Below are 16,974 nucleotides of genomic sequence, written 5' to 3'. Positions count from 1 at the left end.
AACGATTTTTCAAACTTTTTATAGCAGCATGCAAAAAAAGAAGCCCGGAACACTCCTGGCTTCTTAAAGTTATTATTTAGATTGAGCAGGCTTTAAGACATGGTTTAATACATACTTCATGACGAAGCCATAAACGGCCACTGTTAAAGCAACCAACATTGAAACCATATGTAACACCATCCTTGTTAATGATGTAGTTGAGAATAATATTCAAGTTCAATTAGATAATATCACGAACGATAATCATTTTCAATAAACTTTTAAAATTGTCACACTTTATTAACATTTTTGGGGATAAACCGATTTGTTGCGGCAAATCGCCTATCATACTCTGTCAAGTCTTTTAACGCTTTCTCTTCCGCAGGAATGCGAATTGATAATATCAATGCATTAAGCATCGAAAAAAGCAGCGCTGTTATATACGCGTCGAATAACAAAGGGACAATCAACAGCTCCAGTGAAACAATAACATAATTCGGGTGTTTCATAAATTGGTAAGGACCCTTTTTGACTACTTCACTGCCCGGAAGAACGATGATCTTCGTGTTCCAATATCGCCCTAAAGAGGTTAAAGCCCATATCCTCCCTGCCTGCGTGATCAAAAACAAGACTAGTAATAGCGGCCAGAAAAAAGAAAGCTCTTTCTTAAAATAAATGACCTCAAAAAGTAAACAAATAAAAAACAACGCATGGATGAACACGATGATCCGGTAATGCGCTTTGCCAAATTCAATTGCTCCGCGCTTTTTCAGCCATCGTTCATTCCTTTTTGCAATGACGAGCTCGATGATCCGTTGGGTGATCACCACTGCTAAAAATATAAAAAACAGCACTATTCCCACCTCATCAGTAACAATTCAGAACTGAATCCAGGCCCGAGCGCTGCTGCTAATCCCAGCTGCCCGCTTTCGCCTTTTTGCAGAAATTGCCTTAATACGTAAAAAATCGTGGCTGATGACATATTGCCGAAATTCCGCAAAATATCTTGTGAAACTTCAACCATGTCTGCGGGTATGCTAAGCGACTTAACATAAGCTTCAAGCACTTTTTTTCCGCCTGGATGGGCAATAAAGTGGTCAACGTCTTCTATTTTTAAATTAAAGTTGTGCAAAAACGAGATGACATTTGGTCTCAGCCAATTTTCGATCAGGGAAGGAATGTTCTTTGAAAATACGACAAATAGCCCTTCGTTTTTCACATCCCACCCCATCACATCCAATGAATGCGGCATTGTCGTGGACCTCGTTGCGAAAATTTTCGGCGCAGCCGCCCGCTTTTGATAATGGCGGGCATTCGAATTTCTACCGGCAATTAACGCACAGGCTGCCCCGTCAGCAAAAAGAGAGGTACCGATTAAATTGCTTTTTGAATGGTCATTGCGCTGAAAAGTCAGGCTGCAGAGCTCAATCGCTAGAACAATCACCTTTGCCTCAGGATAAGCAAGACAATATTCATATGCCCTGGACAATCCTGCAGCACCTCCTGCACAGCCCAATCCCCAGAGCGGAATCCTTTTTGTATGGACTGAAAAAGGGAGTTCATTCATAATTCTTGCTTCAATGCCCGGTGTGGCAAGCCCCGTGCTCGAAACCGTAAAGATCGCATCTATTTCTGTAAAAGGGACCGCGCGGTTTAAAAATTCATAGTGATGAAGGCAGCCTTTGATCGCGGTAAGTCCTAACTCAACTCCATGTTCTATGTAAGCGTCATTTTTTTCTTCAAAGCTCCGGTCGATTTTAAACCAATCAAGACCCTTGACGAAGTGGCGTTTGTCAATTTCCCCGTTTTGGAAAACGGCCAATAGCCGGCCTATATCTTTGAATGTTTCGGAAAAGAGGTCACGGGCAAATTCGGAAACCTGTTCCTGCTTGATTTCATAAGGAGGTATAGCTTCGGCTACTGATAATATAGTGGGCATAACAAACTTCTCCTTTTATCAACATAAGGTTATTTTTTCCATTTATCATCAGCACTATGCAAACTTCATGGTGATTCTTTTCCGTACCCGGTGAAGTGAATTTTAAACTAAGGCTCATTCTGAAAAACGAAAAAAACTTCCTCCGCCTGGAGGAAGCCATATGTTTTGAAGGAGTTGTTGTGCTTCTTTATTATATAATGAGAGTGTTAAAACGACATCCATCAATCATTACCATTTCAGCAATATATTTTCCTTTAAACTAAACCATTCATAACGCTGCTTCCTGGATGCAAAAGCAGCTTCTTTTCATATCATGAAACCTTCTGTTCCTTTAAATTCGCCAACTCAGCTTTTTTACTGCCTGCGAAAATATTAAAAACTATGTTTAGAAAGATCGCGGTCAAACTGCCGGCGACAATGCCGTTGCTTGTTAAGATTTGCAGGCTGGCAGGGAGCTGTGCGAATAAATCCGGTACGGCTGTCACGCCAAGTCCCATTGCAGTTGAGCAGGCGATGATTAACAGATTTTCCTGTGAAGCAAATTCGACCTTGCTGAGCATTTTAATTCCATAGGCGACAACCATCCCAAACATCGCGACCATTGCCCCGCCAAGGACGGTTGCAGGAATAACAGTCGTTAATGCGCCGATTTTAGGCATCAGGCCTAAAACAACCAAAAATACACCAGCTGTATAAATGACATTTTTGCTTTTAACACCCGATAATTGGAGTAATCCGACATTTTGCGAATAAGCCGTATATGGAAAAGCATTAAAGATTCCGCCTAAGAGAATCGCCAGTCCTTCGGCACGGTACCCGTTTCCCAGGTCCTGTTCAGAAACTTGCCGATTCGTAATATCACCAACAGCAAAGTATACGCCTGTTGATTCTACCAGGCTGACAACTGCCACTAAAATCATCGTTAAAATCGCGGTTGCTTCAAAGGTCGGCATCCCAAAATAAAATGGCTTGGCGATATGGAACCATGAAGCATCCCCAACTGCACTGAAGTTCACTTTGCCCATGAAATAAGCGGCGATCGTCCCCGCACCCAATCCAAGCAGAATCGCGATCGAACGAATAAAACCTTTCGTAAAACGGTAAAGAAACAGAATAAATAATAAAGTTCCAAACGCCAGCGAAATGTTTGATAATGAACCGAAATCAGGACTTCCCTGCCCCCCTGCCATGTTATTCATGGCAACAGGAATTAAAGTTATTCCGATAATGGTCACGACAGAGCCTGTGACTACCGGCGGGAAAAACTTGACGAGCTTGCCAAAATATTTGCCGATCACGAGCACAAACAGGCCTGAAGCAATAATTGCCCCGTAAATTGCCGAAATTCCATATTGGCCGCCAATCGCAATCATTGGGCCAACTGCCGTGAACGTGCAGCCCAGCACTACCGGAAGACCAATCCCAAAAAATTTATTGCGCCAAACTTGGAGAATCGTCGCAATCCCGCACATGAAAATATCTATCGACACAAGATAGGTTAACTGCTCCCCTGTCAGCCCAAGCGCTCCGCCAACAATCAATGGTACGATCACAGCCCCTGCATACATGGCCAGTACGTGCTGAATTCCAAGTGAAGCGGTTTTTATGATATTTGAGTTCATTTTACAGCTGCCCCCGTCTCTTCAATAAATTGAACTTGCTTGTTTTTAAGTGATTTTATCCTGGCCAGTGATTCGACTCGATAGCCGCTGTCACGCAGCTGTTGGCCGCCACTCTGAAAAGCTTTTTCAATGACAATCCCAATTCCAGTCACTTCTGCTTGCGTGGCAAGAACAATGTCAATAAGCCCGAATGCTGCTTGCCCATTCGCGAGAAAGTCATCGATGATCAGTATCCTGTCACCTTTACCGATATATTGCTTGGACACAGATATTTCTGTTGTCTCCTGCTTTGTAAAAGAATGAACAGATGCCGTCAATAAATCATTCATAAGCGTTAAAGACTTTCTTTTTCTCGCAAAAATAACCGGTACATTTAAATGGAATGCAGCCATCAGTCCAGGAGCAATCCCCGAAGATTCAATCGTCAAAACCTTCGTAATTCCATCATTTTTAAACAAGTGGGCAAATTCCTGACCGACTTCATTCATAAGATTCGGATCAATTTGATGGTTTAAAAATGAATCCACCTTTAAAACGGTTTCCGAAAGAACCATTCCTTCGTTTCTGATTTTTTGTTTAAGCAGTTCCATCTTGTCCCTCCTCGTCATGGTGAAAAAACAAAAAAGCCTGAAGGCCAAAGCCCCCTCTGGAAATGAGTGAGGCAATGACCGTCAGGCTTACAGCTTGAAGGTAAAAGGAAGGAACAGCAAATAAGGTTCCGGTCCCATTGCTCACCCATAGTCGGAACATTTACGGTATTCCGGTAGAAACTTGCAGGCCATATCCCCGCGATTATATGAGTGAATCCGTATTGAATTAGTAATATTATAACATCCCAAATTAATAAATCAATAGTTTCCCATAGGAAACACGAATATTAACAAAAGATAATTACTTTAATATTCGGAAAATAGCAAATTATTGCGATGCTGTTGGTATATCATCAACTTCATCTAGTTTATCTTCAACTTTTGAAATATATCACCAACTGCGAGGTCTTCTACTACTGGTTTCAGTGAGAATCACAATATGAGAATAAGAAATATATTTATAAGAAAATAAGACCATTATCCTTATTTTTATAGGAACAAATAATTTAGATAAAACTATATTATTAAAATTATTATAGTCAATAGTAACCATTTTCTAAAAAAATAAGAAAAATATTCCTATACTGTGGTATAGTTGTTAAAACAATTCATTTTAGGAGGAATATTGCCTGTTAAGACGCAGTATAAAAACGATTCTAACTTTATGTGCATTGGTATTAGTTTTTTCATTTGGGAATATTGGAAAAGTAAATGCAAGCTCTGAAGATCAGTCGGGTAAAGAATTAGCAATTGAACTTATTGAGAATTCAAATGCTAAAGACAAATGGAAAGAATTTAGTGAAGATGATAAATCAAAAGTGAAAGAATTTGCAAAATTAGCAAAAAAAGTCGAAAGAAAGGTTGAGCAAAATTCTCCGAAAAATGCAAGTTTAGAAGAAAAAAATACTGTTCTTAATAATCTTTGGGATGAATTAAGTGAAAATGAACAATTAGCTTTTACAGCGTCAATATTAGAAGTAGAAACAGAAGTAGAAGTATTAGATAATGGAAGTCAAGATATTACCACTATGGCATCAGGTAGTAACTCCTTTGTGTCTATCTTGACTGGAAAAACTATAATAGGAGTAAAGTTATATACTTTCCAAGCAAAAAACCTGTGGTACTATGACGGTGTTAGAATTACTTCAAATAAACCATCTGAAGTTGCACAAATTCATCAGTTAGGCTGGTCTTACGAAGGTAAAGATGTAGACTCTGCATATTTCTATAATGGATTTGATTATTGGAGACATGTTGTAGGACATTTTGCACTTAATGTAGGTGGAGCTACTATTCAACATGATTATCCTACATTTGAATATACTATTAGAGCAAATGGAGCTTATTCTATATCTAAATTCATAGGATAATAAAATAACTAGCATAATCTTTAATATATCTAACTTTTGTTTTTATGTTACGATAAAAATCTGAAAGCCTGCTTCGATAATTTGTGTTATATAAAGACTATTCTATTACTTTAGAAGATAGGGTGATTAATTATTAATATCATTGTACTTTTATTGTATATGGGTGCTGCAGTATTTGTTTTATATTATTTACCTATATTAGCTAAAGACTTTAAAAAAGTTACTGATCAAAATGAAAAAATTATAGAAATGTTAGATGAAATTAACAAAGCTATAAAAAATAAAAATCCATTTTAAGTTCTTAAAATGGATTTTTATTTTATTTTCGTAGTTTGCCTTTATGGCAACTCATTCTGTAAGAAATATATTAGTTGTTTTAATTTATAAGCTATGTTAAAGGATAATGTTGATTTTTGAAATAAAGAATGGGAACTCCATATTGTCTTGGAGTTCCCTTGTTCCATTAAAGCACCAGATTGTTGAATAAGAAAATTATTTCAAGCCAATCGGAATAATTACTTTTGCAGTTGATTTAAAATCAGTTTAAATACATCGGTTTGTGACATATCATTAGTCAATATCATTTCTCCATCCACACCGAGATAATCGTTTGGATTCCACCAGGCACGCAAAGAATCTTCACCGAATTCCATCTTTTTCGAACTAGAGTTGTGACGTATGACTGTCTCCTCAAAGGATAAATCAAAATAATAAGTATATGTCTTTTGGTTAAAGAACTTGATTAAGTTATTCAGCATTTCACCATAACGATGTTTATACAAGATTCCTTCCACAATAACGAATTCACATCTATCTTTTCCATATTCTGCGATTTGGCGAATCAAATCAATTGAAAGGTTACCTTCTCTATCGTGAACCTTCAACATTTCACGGCGAACGGTATCCTGAGAAACCAAGAGTGTTCCGTGCCCCAAATGATTTTGAAGACTTTTCGCAGTAGTTGTTTTTCCACTCCCAGAGTTTCCTCGTATGATAATTAGCTTAGTTTCCATATTTCCCCCTACGCAACCATTCGATATAGGATATAAAAATTAATATCCCTTCTTCCACAAACCTGCCATTTAACGGAATATAGCTTTGTTACTCATTTGGAAAATTCTGATAACCTGAGTTTATCATAGGTCGCATCCGTTGAGAACAGGCAGCTTTCAACAATCATCTTATTAACTGTTGTGTCGTCATTTCGATGCCTGATTTGGTCCAAAAATTGAAACCAACTCAAATAATGGTCGAGGTACTTTGTTGCCACGCCATTAAACCGATTTATCCAGCCCTTCAAACGACTGTGATAACTATTCACATTCTGAATATGATAAACTCCTCGAACTCGTTCCTTACCATCAGATTTAAATCTATAATGCTCAAGTCCTTTTTCTTTTGCATATGTCATAAACGCCCGCCACGCATCTGTACAGAGAACATTTGCAGCAGACAGTTAGAGCCGATAGCTTCATCTAAACGAGTTTTTACAATCCGCCCCTGACCAACTACTTTCGAGTACGTTACCTTCTGACGGTCTCTTGCCACAAGTACACAGACTTGCTCTTTGCTTATGCCTCTTTGTAAAGACGAACCACCACGTTTTCGAGCTTTCCTACCTTCCACTTTACGTTTCCCTTTTTCGGAGTATAAAAAGTAGGTCTCGTCCATTTCAACGATTCCCTTAAACTGGTCAAAGTCCATCTCTTTAATGGCTGAAAGTAACTTATGTCTCCAATAGAACAAAGTTACATAATGAACGTCTAAAAGCTGTGACGATTTATGAAGTGAATAACCTTCTATCATACACTGAATGAACTCCAACCATTTGTGAGGCAGGTGAGTACGATAAAGAGGAGTATTCGTCACATAAGTAATGTCTTCCCACAATTTTTACAGCGGTAACGTTGACGTTCTAGTGTACGGCTGCCCATTTTTACATTATATTTACCGAAACGAACGGCGTTACCAGAATGGCAATGAGAACAAGTAAAGCCATCTTTATGCTTCCGTTCCGAAACCTCTTTAAATACAGGTTCGCTTGCAGAATAGGAAGCCAAAGAGTTAGCGAAGAACTCTTTAAGACGGTATTGGTCTGGCTGTGCTTAACTTCCTGATTTCTTGGATGATGTCCTTCAAAGCCATTCTTAACAACCCGCTCTCGTACTTTTTTATATATTATAGAAGAATCGTTCGATGTTTTCAAATATCAACAGAGTTGTTTAACATAGCTAATTTATAAAAAATATTAGATGTATTATTACACTAACAGGATGGTCATTTGAAACGTTAGTTGACCCAAATGTAAGGGATAAAGATCCGGAGCAACCTGGATTATAGGTTGCTCTTTTCCAACTAACAATATAAGGATAAATCTTTTAACAAGTACATAAAAATATGCTTTATCACCACTGCCTGAAACACTTTCATTGTTGATTTTCCTTAACGACCTCCGCATCAAAACTATCATCGGTGATCTTAGTCACATTTTCTTCACATTTCTCCCTGTCCGGATGTGATATTAATCACTGCTATTACAAGTTTACACCATTAACATATTACTTACGTAACGAATGAACAATTTGTGAACTGCCGGAAACCATCTGGAACTTTCACTATTGTCTTGTATTATGGGATTGTAATCATCTATTTATCTAACTTTTTGAAAGGAGGGAATAGCATGGCGAAAACGGAACTCCGCAACCAAACTAAAACAGAAATTGAGGATAGCTCCTCTTTAAAGGGCACGTTAGCTTCCGTTTTTTTATTGGGTTTCTTCCTGATCATCACCTGGGTAAGCGTTTATTATTTATTTTTAGATCGTTTTTAAGAGATAGAAAGGGGAAAGAGCCATGCATATGCATAAGTTTGAAAAAGCCTGGCTTATTTTTGGAGTCGGATCACTTCTCGTGTTCTTAACGATTATAGGAGTAAGTGCATTCTACCTTGGAAATCAGCCGCCAAGCTGCCTGGCAACGGTCGATCCTGAAAAAGTCGATACGACTGAACCATTTGATAAGCCGGGCTTGAATAAAGTTGAGGGAAAAGAATGGGATTACGAATTAGTATACGTCGCGGCTGCTTTTGCCTATAATCCTGTTCAGGTAGAGGTTCCGTTAGGTGCAAAAGTAAAGGTTATTGCAACCACAAAAGATGTTGTCCACGGTTTTGAAGTTGCAGGCACCAACATCAACATGATGCTTGAACCGGGATATGTTTCCGAATATGTGACTACCTTTGACAAACCGGGCGAGTTTTTGGTCGTCTGCAATGAATACTGTGGAGTTGGACACCATATGATGAATTCGAAGATCGAGGTGGTTAAATAATGCTAAGCACTGAAGCAAATATAAAGGTTGACCGCCGTGATGGAAAACTGGCAATGGCGCACTTGCATGTCGCTTTTATTGCGCTGGCACTCGGCGGCCTTGCGGGGTTATTGCAAGTTTTAGTACGCTCAGGAAAATTGGAATTGCCATGGGGAATCACCTATTATCAAGTTTTAACTGTCCACGGTGTTGTGCTTGGATTAGTGTTAACAACATTTTTTATCCTTGGCTTTCAAATTGCTGCCGTGAGCCGGACATCCGGCACCCTAACGAACGGGCAACGTAAACTGGGCTGGATTGGTTTTTGGCTAATGACGCTCGGAACAGCGATGGCTGCTGTTATGATCCTGCTAAATAAAGCGTCAGTTCTTTATACGTTTTATGCCCCTTTGCAGGCCCATGCTCTCTTTTATTTAGGCCTGACACTTGTTGTAGTCGGGAGCTGGGTTGGCGGTGCAGCGATTATTGCCGCTTATATACAGTGGAGAAAAAACAACCCGGGCAAGCCAAGTCCATTGCTGACTTTCATGGCCCTTGTCAATACATTGCTGTGGATTGTAGCAACGCTTGGTGTCGCTGCGACGGTGCTTATCCAATTGCTGCCGTGGTCTTTAGGCCTTGTTGATACGGTTGATGTTTTGGTGAGCCGGACATTGTTCTGGTATTTCGGCCATCCACTCGTCTATTTCTGGCTGCTGCCAGCTTATATGGCTTGGTATGTAATTATCCCGAAAATTATCGGCGGAAAAATTTTCTCTGATTCACTGGCGCGGATGTCGTTTATACTATTCCTGCTATTTTCTATTCCTGTAGGTTTTCACCATCAGTTAACTGAACCGGGTATAGACCCTGCCTGGAAGTTTCTTCAGGTCGTTTTAACGTTCTTAGTCGTCATTCCATCGCTGATGACCGCTTTCTCGTTATTCGCAACCTTTGAACGTTTTGGCAGAGCGCAAGGCGGAAAAGGATTATTTGGCTGGTTTAAAAAGCTTCCATGGGGCGATGCCCGTTTCACTGTTCCATTTATCGGAATGCTCTCGTTCATTCCTGCTGGTGCAGGAGGAATCATCAATGCGTCAAACCAGATGAATCAGGTTGTACATAATACAATTTGGGTAACCGGCCACTTTCATTTAACGCTGGCAACAGCCGTTGTTCTTACCTTCTTTGGAATTACTTACTGGCTTGTTCCGCATTTAACCGGGCGGAAGCTGACAAAACAAATGAACAAACTGGCGATCATTCAAGCCGTTATTTGGTCGATTGGCATGACCTTTATGTCTGGTGCGATGCATGCAGCCGGCCTTCTCGGTGCGCCGCGCAGGTCTTCATTCTCAACGTACGGTGATGCCGCGCAGGCATTGGAATGGATCCCTTACCAAATTGCCCAGGCCGTTGGCGGATCGATTTTATTTTTGGGGATAATTCTCATGCTCTATATTTTTATTAATCTCGCCTTCTTTGCCCCTAAAGGGGATGAAGAATTCCCGGTCGGCGAAGCGGAGGATAAAACAGAAAAAGTACCAATGTTTTTGGAAAATTGGAAGCTGTGGCTCGGGCTTACTGTCGCCTTAATTCTGTTTGCTTATACAATACCTTTCATAGATATAATCCAAAATGCACCGCCTGGATCGAAAGGCTTTAAGCTCTGGTAGGCAGTTTCACAAAAAAATCGCTCCTTCAATGGAGCGATTTTTTTGTGAAAACATTTTTTGATCCATCTGCACGGAGATTAACGGCACAAACGGACAATATGATTAAAGCAGAACCTAGTATTTGAAAGATTCCGAGGCTCTCGCCATATAAAAATAAACCGAGCAAAACGGCAACAACCGGCTCGATTGTCGCAATAACAGCCGCAGTGCTGCTCTCGGTTCTTTCCAGTCCCCACGTATAAAGATAGTACGCCAGTACAGTCGGAAGCAGGCCTAACCCTGCTGTAAGCAACACCACCTCTACATCGAAGAGCGCCTCCCCTCTTTCCCAGATGCGGGTTACCGGCAGCAGAAAAAGAGCCGCGACCACGAAAGTATACAATGTTACCGTATAAGCAGAGTATTTTTGCAAGGCAAACTTTCCAAAGATGCTGTAAAGAGCATAGCCGAGTCCTGCCCCCAATCCGATAATCGTCCCGATCGGGCTCAAGGAGCCTGTATCTTGTCCGCTCATACCAGCGATTAAGACACTGCCGACAATCGTTCCGATAATCGCCGTTTTTTTCCGGGAATCAATTTTCTCTTTAAAAAAAAAGAACGATAACAGAGCGACAAAGGCAGGCGAAGTGTACAGCAAAATGACAGCAATTGAAATAGTCAATTGGTTGATCGCGGTAAAATAACACCAATTAAAAAATACAATGCTTAAGATTCCGGTTCCAGCAAACAAATGGATGTCGCGGAGCGAGATCTTCATTTGTGGTCGGGATGCAGCGATTCCAATTATCACAAGAATGATTGAAGCGAAAACAACACGGAGCGTCACGATTTCCATCGCAGAAAAACCTAACGATGTCAAACCTTTCACGAAAAAAGCAATTAAGCCCCATAATGATGCACCGGCGGCAATCATCATAAAGGGCAACAATTTTTTAATCATTTATCTCGAAAGGAAGAGGATGACGGCCGCCATCCCCTGTTCCCAACTAGTTCAACTCGTAAACCCGACCGTATTTTTCATAAAGGTAATCGATTAAATAATTAGCATTCAGCCCTTCGCCGGTAACATCGGTCAATATCTCCAAAGGCTTTTTCATTTTCCCGTGCTTGTGAACCTTTTCGGTAAGCCACTCTTTTACAGGGAGCAGATTCCCTTGTTCAAGAAGCTGGTCATAGTTTGGAATGTCTTTTAGGAGTGCATTCTTGAACTGGGCTGCGTACATATAGCCAAGTGCATAAGAAGGGAAGTACCCGAAGCTTCCTCCTGACCAGTGCACATCCTGTAGAACACCTTGCGCATCATTTTCCGGTCTGACACCTAAATATTCTTCATATTTGTCATTCCAAACCTGCGGCAAGTCTTCAACATTGATTTCATCATTAAAAAGGCCTTTTTCAATTTCATAGCGAATGATAACATGGAGCGGATACGTTAATTCATCTGCTTCAATCCGGATTAAGGATGGTTTGGATTCATTAATTGCCCGGTAAAAGTCACCCAAATCAACATTATCAAATTGGCCTTCTGCATAGCTTTTTAGCAGCCCATAATTTTTTGTCCAAAACGATTCATTGCGGCCGACAAAATTTTCGTAAAACAGTGACTGCGATTCATGGATCCCCATTGAGGTTCCGGTACACAACGATGTTCCCACTAATTCTGTGGAAATATTTTGTTCGTATAAAGCATGCCCGCCTTCATGAATTGTTCCGAACACAGCCGTGCGGAAGTCTGTTTCATCGTATTTTGTTGTCACCCGGACATCTCCCGGATTTAAACCGATTGCAAACGGGTGGACCGTCTCATCCAGCCGCCCTGCATCAAAGTTATAGCCCATTTGCCGCAGAATTTCTTCGCTGAACCCTTTTTGTTTATCCTTCGGGAATTTTTTATAGAGAAATTCAGTCGCTGGCTTATTGGCTGAATCGCTGATCCTTTTTACGAGCGGGACGATTTTTTCTCGCAGTTCTCCGAAAACTTTGTCGAGGATTTCGACAGTGACCCCTGGTTCATACATATCAAGCAAAGTATTATATTTATTGCCTTCATAGCCCCAGTAGTTGATAAAACGTTTATTGGTCTCAACTAGCTTATTTAGAAAAGGCAAAAACATGCTGAAATCCGACTTTGCCTTTGCCTCTTCCCACACGCTTTCTGCTTTTGATTGAAGAATTACATATTCTTTATATTCTCCAGCCGGGATTTTTTTATTGCGGTCATAATCTTTTTTGCTTTCCTCAAGAATTTTTGCGGTTACTTCGGATAACTGTTCTGTGGAAGAAAGCTTTGCTATGTATGCTGCCATTTCTTCTGATGTTGACATTCTAAATACTTCGGAAGAAAGCATCCCAATTACTTCGGAACGCTGTTCAATACCCTTTTTCGGAGCGCCCGTGCGCAAATCCCAAAACATTAATGACAGGGCTTCATTATAAGCCGTCATTTTTTTTACATAATCCAAAAAATCTTGTTCTAACTGTGCAGTTGCCTGAACCATCTACTTTCCTCCTATACGTTCATTTCCTCCATATTTTATCATATTTTTCTGAAAAGGGGGCCAACTTCGCTTTGAGAGGATGCAGAAAAGCGGAATTCTCAGTGAAAACTCCGCTTAGTGCCAGTTATTTATTTTTTCCAATTGCGACTCTCCAAGTTTCCGGTCCTTCTTCAAGATATTCCCAAGAAAACTGGTCTTTTCTTTCAATCATAAACTGGTATTGAAGCGGCCTTGGATCATGATCGTTGACGACCTTCATAAATTCACCCGGCTTCAAGGCATCAAATGCACCAAAAATAACTGGATGCTTTTCGCGGGGCGGGTAGTCTGGAGCAACAATAACAGCAGCAAATTCTCTCATAGTTTTTTCCTCCTTAATAAGTTGGTTTACACTTATTATTATAGATAGTGATATGTAAAGAATGAGTGAAGCGCATCACATGCTATCTATGATTTATGCCCCCGATTTTTGGTTGATACGATTATAATAAACATAATAGAAACAAGAGTAGGACCAGACTGTCATAAAAAGAGGTGGTAGTTTGAAAGAGCACGTTGGAAAGTGTTCAATTTGCGGAAAAGATGTTTATTGCCTTGATGGTTTTTTTAACGGTGTTCACACCGATGACAACAAAATCGTTTGTTTTGAGTGCGACTCAGCAATCCACAGAAACGATGAGGAAAGTTAAAAGGATGGCAATTTGCCATCCTTTATAATAACGATTCAGCATATTTGCAAAGTGTTTACTCATCGGCCGCAAGGTCATCGACTGGAAGAGCTTCGTTTTCTTTATGTGTGACTTTGCGAGTATTGATGATTGCTTTTAAGCAGAAGATCAGCAACGTCGCTACTCCAATCAGGAAGATCGTGTCCGGAATCGATCGGTACGTGAGCAGCTTCTGGATGATATCCTGTTGTAAAAACTGGGCCGAGCGCGATGCAGCGTAGCCATGATCAAATGCCTCTTTCATTTGGATAACGCCGACTGGCAGCAGCGAAACAAAAACCATTCCGGCAAGGCCAATATTCAACATCATGCAGGAGAATTTCACCCATTTATCATTCCATTTTTCCGGTTTGACAACATTCCTTAAAGAATAAACGAGAACGGCACAGGCAAACATGCCGTATACACCCATCATCGCCGCGTGTCCATGTGCCGGAGTGAGGAATTGGCCGTGCTCAAGGAAGCTGACAGCAGGCAGGTTAATTAAGAAGCCGAGGACACCGGCGCCAACTAGATTCCAAATCGCCACTGAAATTAGGAACCAGAAAGTTCCTTTATAAGGAAAATCAATTCCCCCTGCACGCATCATTTTATATTGTTCGTATGCTTCAAGAATCAATAGGGTCAACGGAATGACTTCCAGCGCTGAAAATACGGCACCAAGCGCGATCCAAACTTCGGCTGAACCATTATAATAATAATGATGGCCGATTCCGATTACGCCGCTTCCGAGCAGGAGGATCAACTGAAAGTAAAGTGCTTTAACGGTCGAGCTTTTTGTTACAAGTCTCATTTGGACAAGCAAGAACCCGATGACAACGACAGCAAAAACTTCAAAAATTCCTTCGACCCATAGATGGATAATCCACCAGCGCCAAAAATCAGCAAACGTAAAATTTGAATCCGGATTCATAAAGAATGCGAATACATAGAAAAGCGGCACAGCAATTGCCGAATAAAATAACAGGTGGATTAAACCTCCCTTATCCGACTCCCTTTTCAATCCGCTCCGGATGCCGCGGTAAACAATATACAGCCATATGAGCATTCCGACGACGAGAATGATTTGCCAAATCCGTCCAAGCTCAAGGTACTCCCAGCCCTGGTGGCCAAGCAAGAACCATAAGTTTCCTAAATATCCGTTTGCACCGAGCCATTGCCCGACCATACTTCCGACGACAAGAACGACGAGCGCCCAAAATAAAACATCGACGAGCAGCCCCTGTCTCTTTGGTTCAAACCCTCCTACCAGCGGCGCAATGTAAATCCCCATTCCAAGCCATGCTGTTGCGATCCAAAGAATAGCCAGCTGTAAGTGGTACCCCTTCGCAATATTGAACGGGAGAATATCATAAATCCACTTCATCCCAAAGAAGCTGTCAGGCTCTATATAGTAGTGGGCCAGCAATGCTCCAAACATCGCCTGGACAAAGAATAAAGCGGCAACGATGACAAAGTATTTCGTTGTTTTCAATTGTGAAGATGTGACAGGTAATTTCCCCAATTCGATCCGCGGAAAATTGCCGTCCGTATATGCTTCCTCCATTCCAAGGTGGTAACGGTAGAAGACGAATAAAATGATTCCGATAAATAAGATGAGAATCGTGACACTGGCACCGCTCCACCAAATAGCTGAGAACGACATGGTATTGCCCGCATCTTCATAATAAGGCCAGTTGTTTGTATAAGTAATATCATCACCTATCCGCTCGGTACTGGATAGCCAGGCGGTCCAGAAAAAGAAATCGGCTATTTGCCGGGTCTGGTCTCCCTCGGCGATCCACAAACGGTCATTCTCTGGTAAATGTTCCTCCTTGATTAAATTGGGCTTTAATCCCCAACCGTCTCCTTCAGTGAACACTTGCTTGTAAAACGCTCTTACTTTTTCGACACCGAAGGCTTGAGAATCTGTTAAAACCAGTTTATCAGTGTCAGCTTCATAGCGGTTCTCACGCATTTCCTTAATCACTTGATTTTTAATCACGGTTTGTTCATCTGTGTTTAACTCAGCAAAGTTTTTGTCGTGCATTTGCTGTGCTTTAAAATCCTGCATTCCTTCCGTATATATTTTTAATGCCTCCGCCGTGTAATCCGGGCCCATATACGATCCATGTCCAAGGACGGTTCCATAATCCATCAGACCATATTTTTGGAAGACGGCCTGCCCTCCTATAATCGATTTTTTAGTTAAGATCACCTCTCTTTTTTCATTGGTAACCTCAAGAGGCCGGGGAGCCATTTCTTTAAAAATCCAGAAACCACCTACAATAAGAATCGTAAAACTAAATACAATCGTGAGAATCAAAATCGATTTTAAGAGAGCGTTTTTATTTTTCTTCACCACTTTTTGTGTGGGAATACCTCGATTTACCTCCATATCAATACATCCTTTCTATTTGATTTCACCCTCATTTTAATCGTTGCAGCACCGATTGTTAGTGAAGCTGTTCATCGTGTGATTGTGATATTTAGCACAACTGTTACGAAAATATTCAATTGTATGATGAACGTCACTTTGTATCGATTTCTGGCTTGGTACACTGAATTTAATAGGAAATACTGGAGGGTTATAGATGAAAACAGGCGATATTGAACGGCGTTTGGCTGAGGTTCCTCTTTTTAAAGAGCTGTCTTCTCATGAGCTCGAAAAAATCATTAATATTGCGCATACAAGGATTTACAAGCAAAAAATGTATGTATTTATGCAGGGACATCCTTTGGACAAAGTATTTTTTATTCATTCAGGCAGAGTAAAAATTTATAAAACGGACCATTCCGGCAAGGAACAAATTGTTTCGTTTTTGGAAGCAGGTGAAATGTTTCCGCATGCTGGGTTTTTCAGGCACGGCCAATATCCTGCCCATGCAGTAATTATGGAAGAAGCAAAGCTGATTGTTGTTCCGATTGAAAAATTTGAGAATATTTTAATCGCTCATCCTGAGCTTTGTATTAAACTCTTTAAAGTCCTTGGTGAAAAAATTGTAGATTTGCAAAATCGATTGGAGGAACAAATTCTCCATAATACTTATGAACAAATTATTATGCTGCTGCTCAGGCTTTGTAAAACAAACGGTGAACAAACAGGCAGCCATTATAAACTGACAGCCCATTACACACATCGTGAACTTGCCAATATGATTGGCACATCAAGAGAAACGATCAGCAGGACGATCAACTACTTAAAAAAGAAGAACGTCATTGAATTGGACCAACAGGGTAATTTCTTGATCACTCAAGAAATTCTCCAAAAGGAATTATTCTAGT

General features: G+C 40.6%; 14 protein-coding genes, 1 pseudogene and 1 riboswitch. Of the genes and pseudogenes, 5 read left to right on the top strand and 10 right to left on the bottom strand.

Annotated features, from left to right (window positions below):
* Positions 1 to 269: 269 nt before the first annotated feature.
* The 4 genes from CVD23_RS16050 to CVD23_RS16035 form a co-directional block, all read right to left on the bottom strand.
* On the bottom strand, positions 270 to 833 hold the full coding sequence (locus CVD23_RS16050; protein WP_101579532.1) for an isoprenylcysteine carboxyl methyltransferase family protein: 564 nt from the start codon (positions 831 to 833) through the stop codon (positions 270 to 272).
* Positions 833 to 1,918 (bottom strand): type III polyketide synthase, encoded by a 1,086-nt coding sequence (locus CVD23_RS16045; protein WP_101579533.1) that lies wholly within the window; start codon positions 1,916 to 1,918, stop codon positions 833 to 835. Before CVD23_RS16045 ends, CVD23_RS16050 begins: the two co-directional genes overlap by 1 nt.
* A gap of 311 nt (positions 1,919 to 2,229) precedes the next feature.
* Positions 2,230 to 3,540 (bottom strand): nucleobase:cation symporter-2 family protein, encoded by a 1,311-nt coding sequence (locus CVD23_RS16040; RefSeq protein ID WP_101666551.1) that lies wholly within the window; start codon positions 3,538 to 3,540, stop codon positions 2,230 to 2,232.
* Entirely contained in the window at positions 3,537 to 4,130 is a 594-nt protein-coding gene (locus CVD23_RS16035; protein ID WP_101579535.1) for a xanthine phosphoribosyltransferase, read from the bottom strand. Before CVD23_RS16035 ends, CVD23_RS16040 begins: the two co-directional genes overlap by 4 nt.
* A 128-nt stretch (positions 4,131 to 4,258) precedes the next feature.
* A riboswitch (purine riboswitch) is annotated at positions 4,259 to 4,360 on the bottom strand.
* Positions 4,361 to 4,801: 441 nt separating this feature from the next.
* Between CVD23_RS16035 and CVD23_RS16030 the strand changes: the two genes are divergently transcribed.
* Positions 4,802 to 5,500 carry a hypothetical protein gene (locus tag CVD23_RS16030; RefSeq protein WP_101666550.1) on the top strand — a complete coding sequence of 233 codons (699 nt, stop codon included), beginning with the start codon at positions 4,802 to 4,804 and terminating at the stop codon, positions 5,498 to 5,500.
* Between the two features lie 515 nt (positions 5,501 to 6,015).
* Here the strand turns inward: CVD23_RS16030 and CVD23_RS16025 are convergent.
* Both CVD23_RS16025 and CVD23_RS16020 read right to left on the bottom strand, forming a co-directional pair.
* A complete protein-coding gene (locus tag CVD23_RS16025; protein ID WP_101666549.1) occupies positions 6,016 to 6,513 on the bottom strand; it encodes a kinase in 498 nt (165 codons plus the stop codon).
* Positions 6,514 to 6,605: 92 nt separating this feature from the next.
* Positions 6,606 to 7,645 (bottom strand): annotated as a pseudogene (locus CVD23_RS16020) (IS1595 family transposase).
* Between the two features lie 535 nt (positions 7,646 to 8,180).
* Between CVD23_RS16020 and CVD23_RS16010 the strand changes: the two are divergent.
* From CVD23_RS16010 to CVD23_RS16000, 3 genes are read left to right on the top strand one after another with little or no spacing between them, the layout of a single operon-like run.
* Positions 8,181 to 8,330 (top strand): cytochrome c oxidase subunit 2A, encoded by a 150-nt coding sequence (locus CVD23_RS16010; protein WP_101579537.1) that lies wholly within the window; start codon positions 8,181 to 8,183, stop codon positions 8,328 to 8,330.
* A 22-nt stretch (positions 8,331 to 8,352) separates the two neighbouring features.
* Positions 8,353 to 8,829, top strand: coding sequence for a cytochrome c oxidase subunit II (locus CVD23_RS16005; protein WP_101666547.1), 477 nt, complete (start codon positions 8,353 to 8,355; stop codon positions 8,827 to 8,829).
* Positions 8,829 to 10,484, top strand: coding sequence for a b(o/a)3-type cytochrome-c oxidase subunit 1 (locus CVD23_RS16000; protein ID WP_101579539.1), 1,656 nt, complete (start codon positions 8,829 to 8,831; stop codon positions 10,482 to 10,484). Before CVD23_RS16005 ends, CVD23_RS16000 begins: the two co-directional genes overlap by 1 nt.
* 25 nt (positions 10,485 to 10,509) lie before the next feature.
* Here the strand turns inward: CVD23_RS16000 and CVD23_RS15995 are convergent, their stop codons facing one another.
* The 4 genes from CVD23_RS15995 to CVD23_RS15980 all read right to left on the bottom strand — a co-directional run bounded on the left by CVD23_RS15995 (position 10,510) and on the right by CVD23_RS15980 (position 16,087).
* Entirely contained in the window at positions 10,510 to 11,424 is a 915-nt protein-coding gene (locus tag CVD23_RS15995) for a DMT family transporter (RefSeq protein WP_308314944.1), read from the bottom strand.
* Positions 11,425 to 11,470: 46 nt separating this feature from the next.
* Positions 11,471 to 12,982, bottom strand: coding sequence for a carboxypeptidase M32 (locus CVD23_RS15990; protein ID WP_101666546.1), 1,512 nt, complete (start codon positions 12,980 to 12,982; stop codon positions 11,471 to 11,473).
* A gap of 124 nt (positions 12,983 to 13,106) precedes the next feature.
* Entirely contained in the window at positions 13,107 to 13,343 is a 237-nt protein-coding gene (locus CVD23_RS15985; RefSeq protein ID WP_101579541.1) for a DUF2249 domain-containing protein, read from the bottom strand.
* A 383-nt stretch (positions 13,344 to 13,726) separates the two neighbouring features.
* Positions 13,727 to 16,087 carry a nitric-oxide reductase large subunit gene (locus CVD23_RS15980; RefSeq protein ID WP_101666545.1) on the bottom strand — a complete coding sequence of 787 codons (2,361 nt, stop codon included), beginning with the start codon at positions 16,085 to 16,087 and terminating at the stop codon, positions 13,727 to 13,729.
* Between the two features lie 196 nt (positions 16,088 to 16,283).
* On the opposite strand from CVD23_RS15980, the gene CVD23_RS15975 reads away from it, so the two are divergent.
* Positions 16,284 to 16,973, top strand: coding sequence for a Crp/Fnr family transcriptional regulator (locus CVD23_RS15975; RefSeq protein ID WP_101666544.1), 690 nt, complete (start codon positions 16,284 to 16,286; stop codon positions 16,971 to 16,973).
* The last annotated feature ends 1 nt before the right edge of the window (position 16,974 follow it).

Source organism: Bacillus sp. V33-4 (assembly GCF_002860225.1).
In the GTDB taxonomy this organism is placed as follows: domain Bacteria; phylum Bacillota; class Bacilli; order Bacillales; family Cytobacillaceae; genus Bacillus_BJ; species Bacillus_BJ canaveralius.
Note: the sequence above shows the minus strand (reverse complement) of the source record. Positions and strands in the feature narration are given on the sequence as shown.

Excerpts from the sequence above, each read along its gene's own strand:
- CVD23_RS16045 (WP_101579533.1), bottom strand. The coding sequence starts at position 1,918 with ATGCCCACTATATTATCAGTAGCCGAAGCTATACCTCCTTATGAAATC.
- CVD23_RS16040 (WP_101666551.1), bottom strand. The coding sequence starts at position 3,540 with ATGAACTCAAATATCATAAAAACCGCTTCACTTGGAATTCAGCACGTA.
- CVD23_RS16035 (WP_101579535.1), bottom strand. The coding sequence starts at position 4,130 with ATGGAACTGCTTAAACAAAAAATCAGAAACGAAGGAATGGTTCTTTCG.
- CVD23_RS16025 (WP_101666549.1), bottom strand. The coding sequence starts at position 6,513 with ATGGAAACTAAGCTAATTATCATACGAGGAAACTCTGGGAGTGGAAAA.
- CVD23_RS16010 (WP_101579537.1), top strand. The coding sequence starts at position 8,181 with ATGGCGAAAACGGAACTCCGCAACCAAACTAAAACAGAAATTGAGGAT.
- CVD23_RS16005 (WP_101666547.1), top strand. The coding sequence starts at position 8,353 with ATGCATATGCATAAGTTTGAAAAAGCCTGGCTTATTTTTGGAGTCGGA.
- CVD23_RS16000 (WP_101579539.1), top strand. The coding sequence starts at position 8,829 with ATGCTAAGCACTGAAGCAAATATAAAGGTTGACCGCCGTGATGGAAAA.
- CVD23_RS15995 (WP_308314944.1), bottom strand. The coding sequence starts at position 11,424 with ATGATTAAAAAATTGTTGCCCTTTATGATGATTGCCGCCGGTGCATCA.
- CVD23_RS15990 (WP_101666546.1), bottom strand. The coding sequence starts at position 12,982 with ATGGTTCAGGCAACTGCACAGTTAGAACAAGATTTTTTGGATTATGTA.
- CVD23_RS15985 (WP_101579541.1), bottom strand. The coding sequence starts at position 13,343 with ATGAGAGAATTTGCTGCTGTTATTGTTGCTCCAGACTACCCGCCCCGC.
- CVD23_RS15980 (WP_101666545.1), bottom strand. The coding sequence starts at position 16,087 with ATGGAGGTAAATCGAGGTATTCCCACACAAAAAGTGGTGAAGAAAAAT.
- CVD23_RS15975 (WP_101666544.1), top strand. The coding sequence starts at position 16,284 with ATGAAAACAGGCGATATTGAACGGCGTTTGGCTGAGGTTCCTCTTTTT.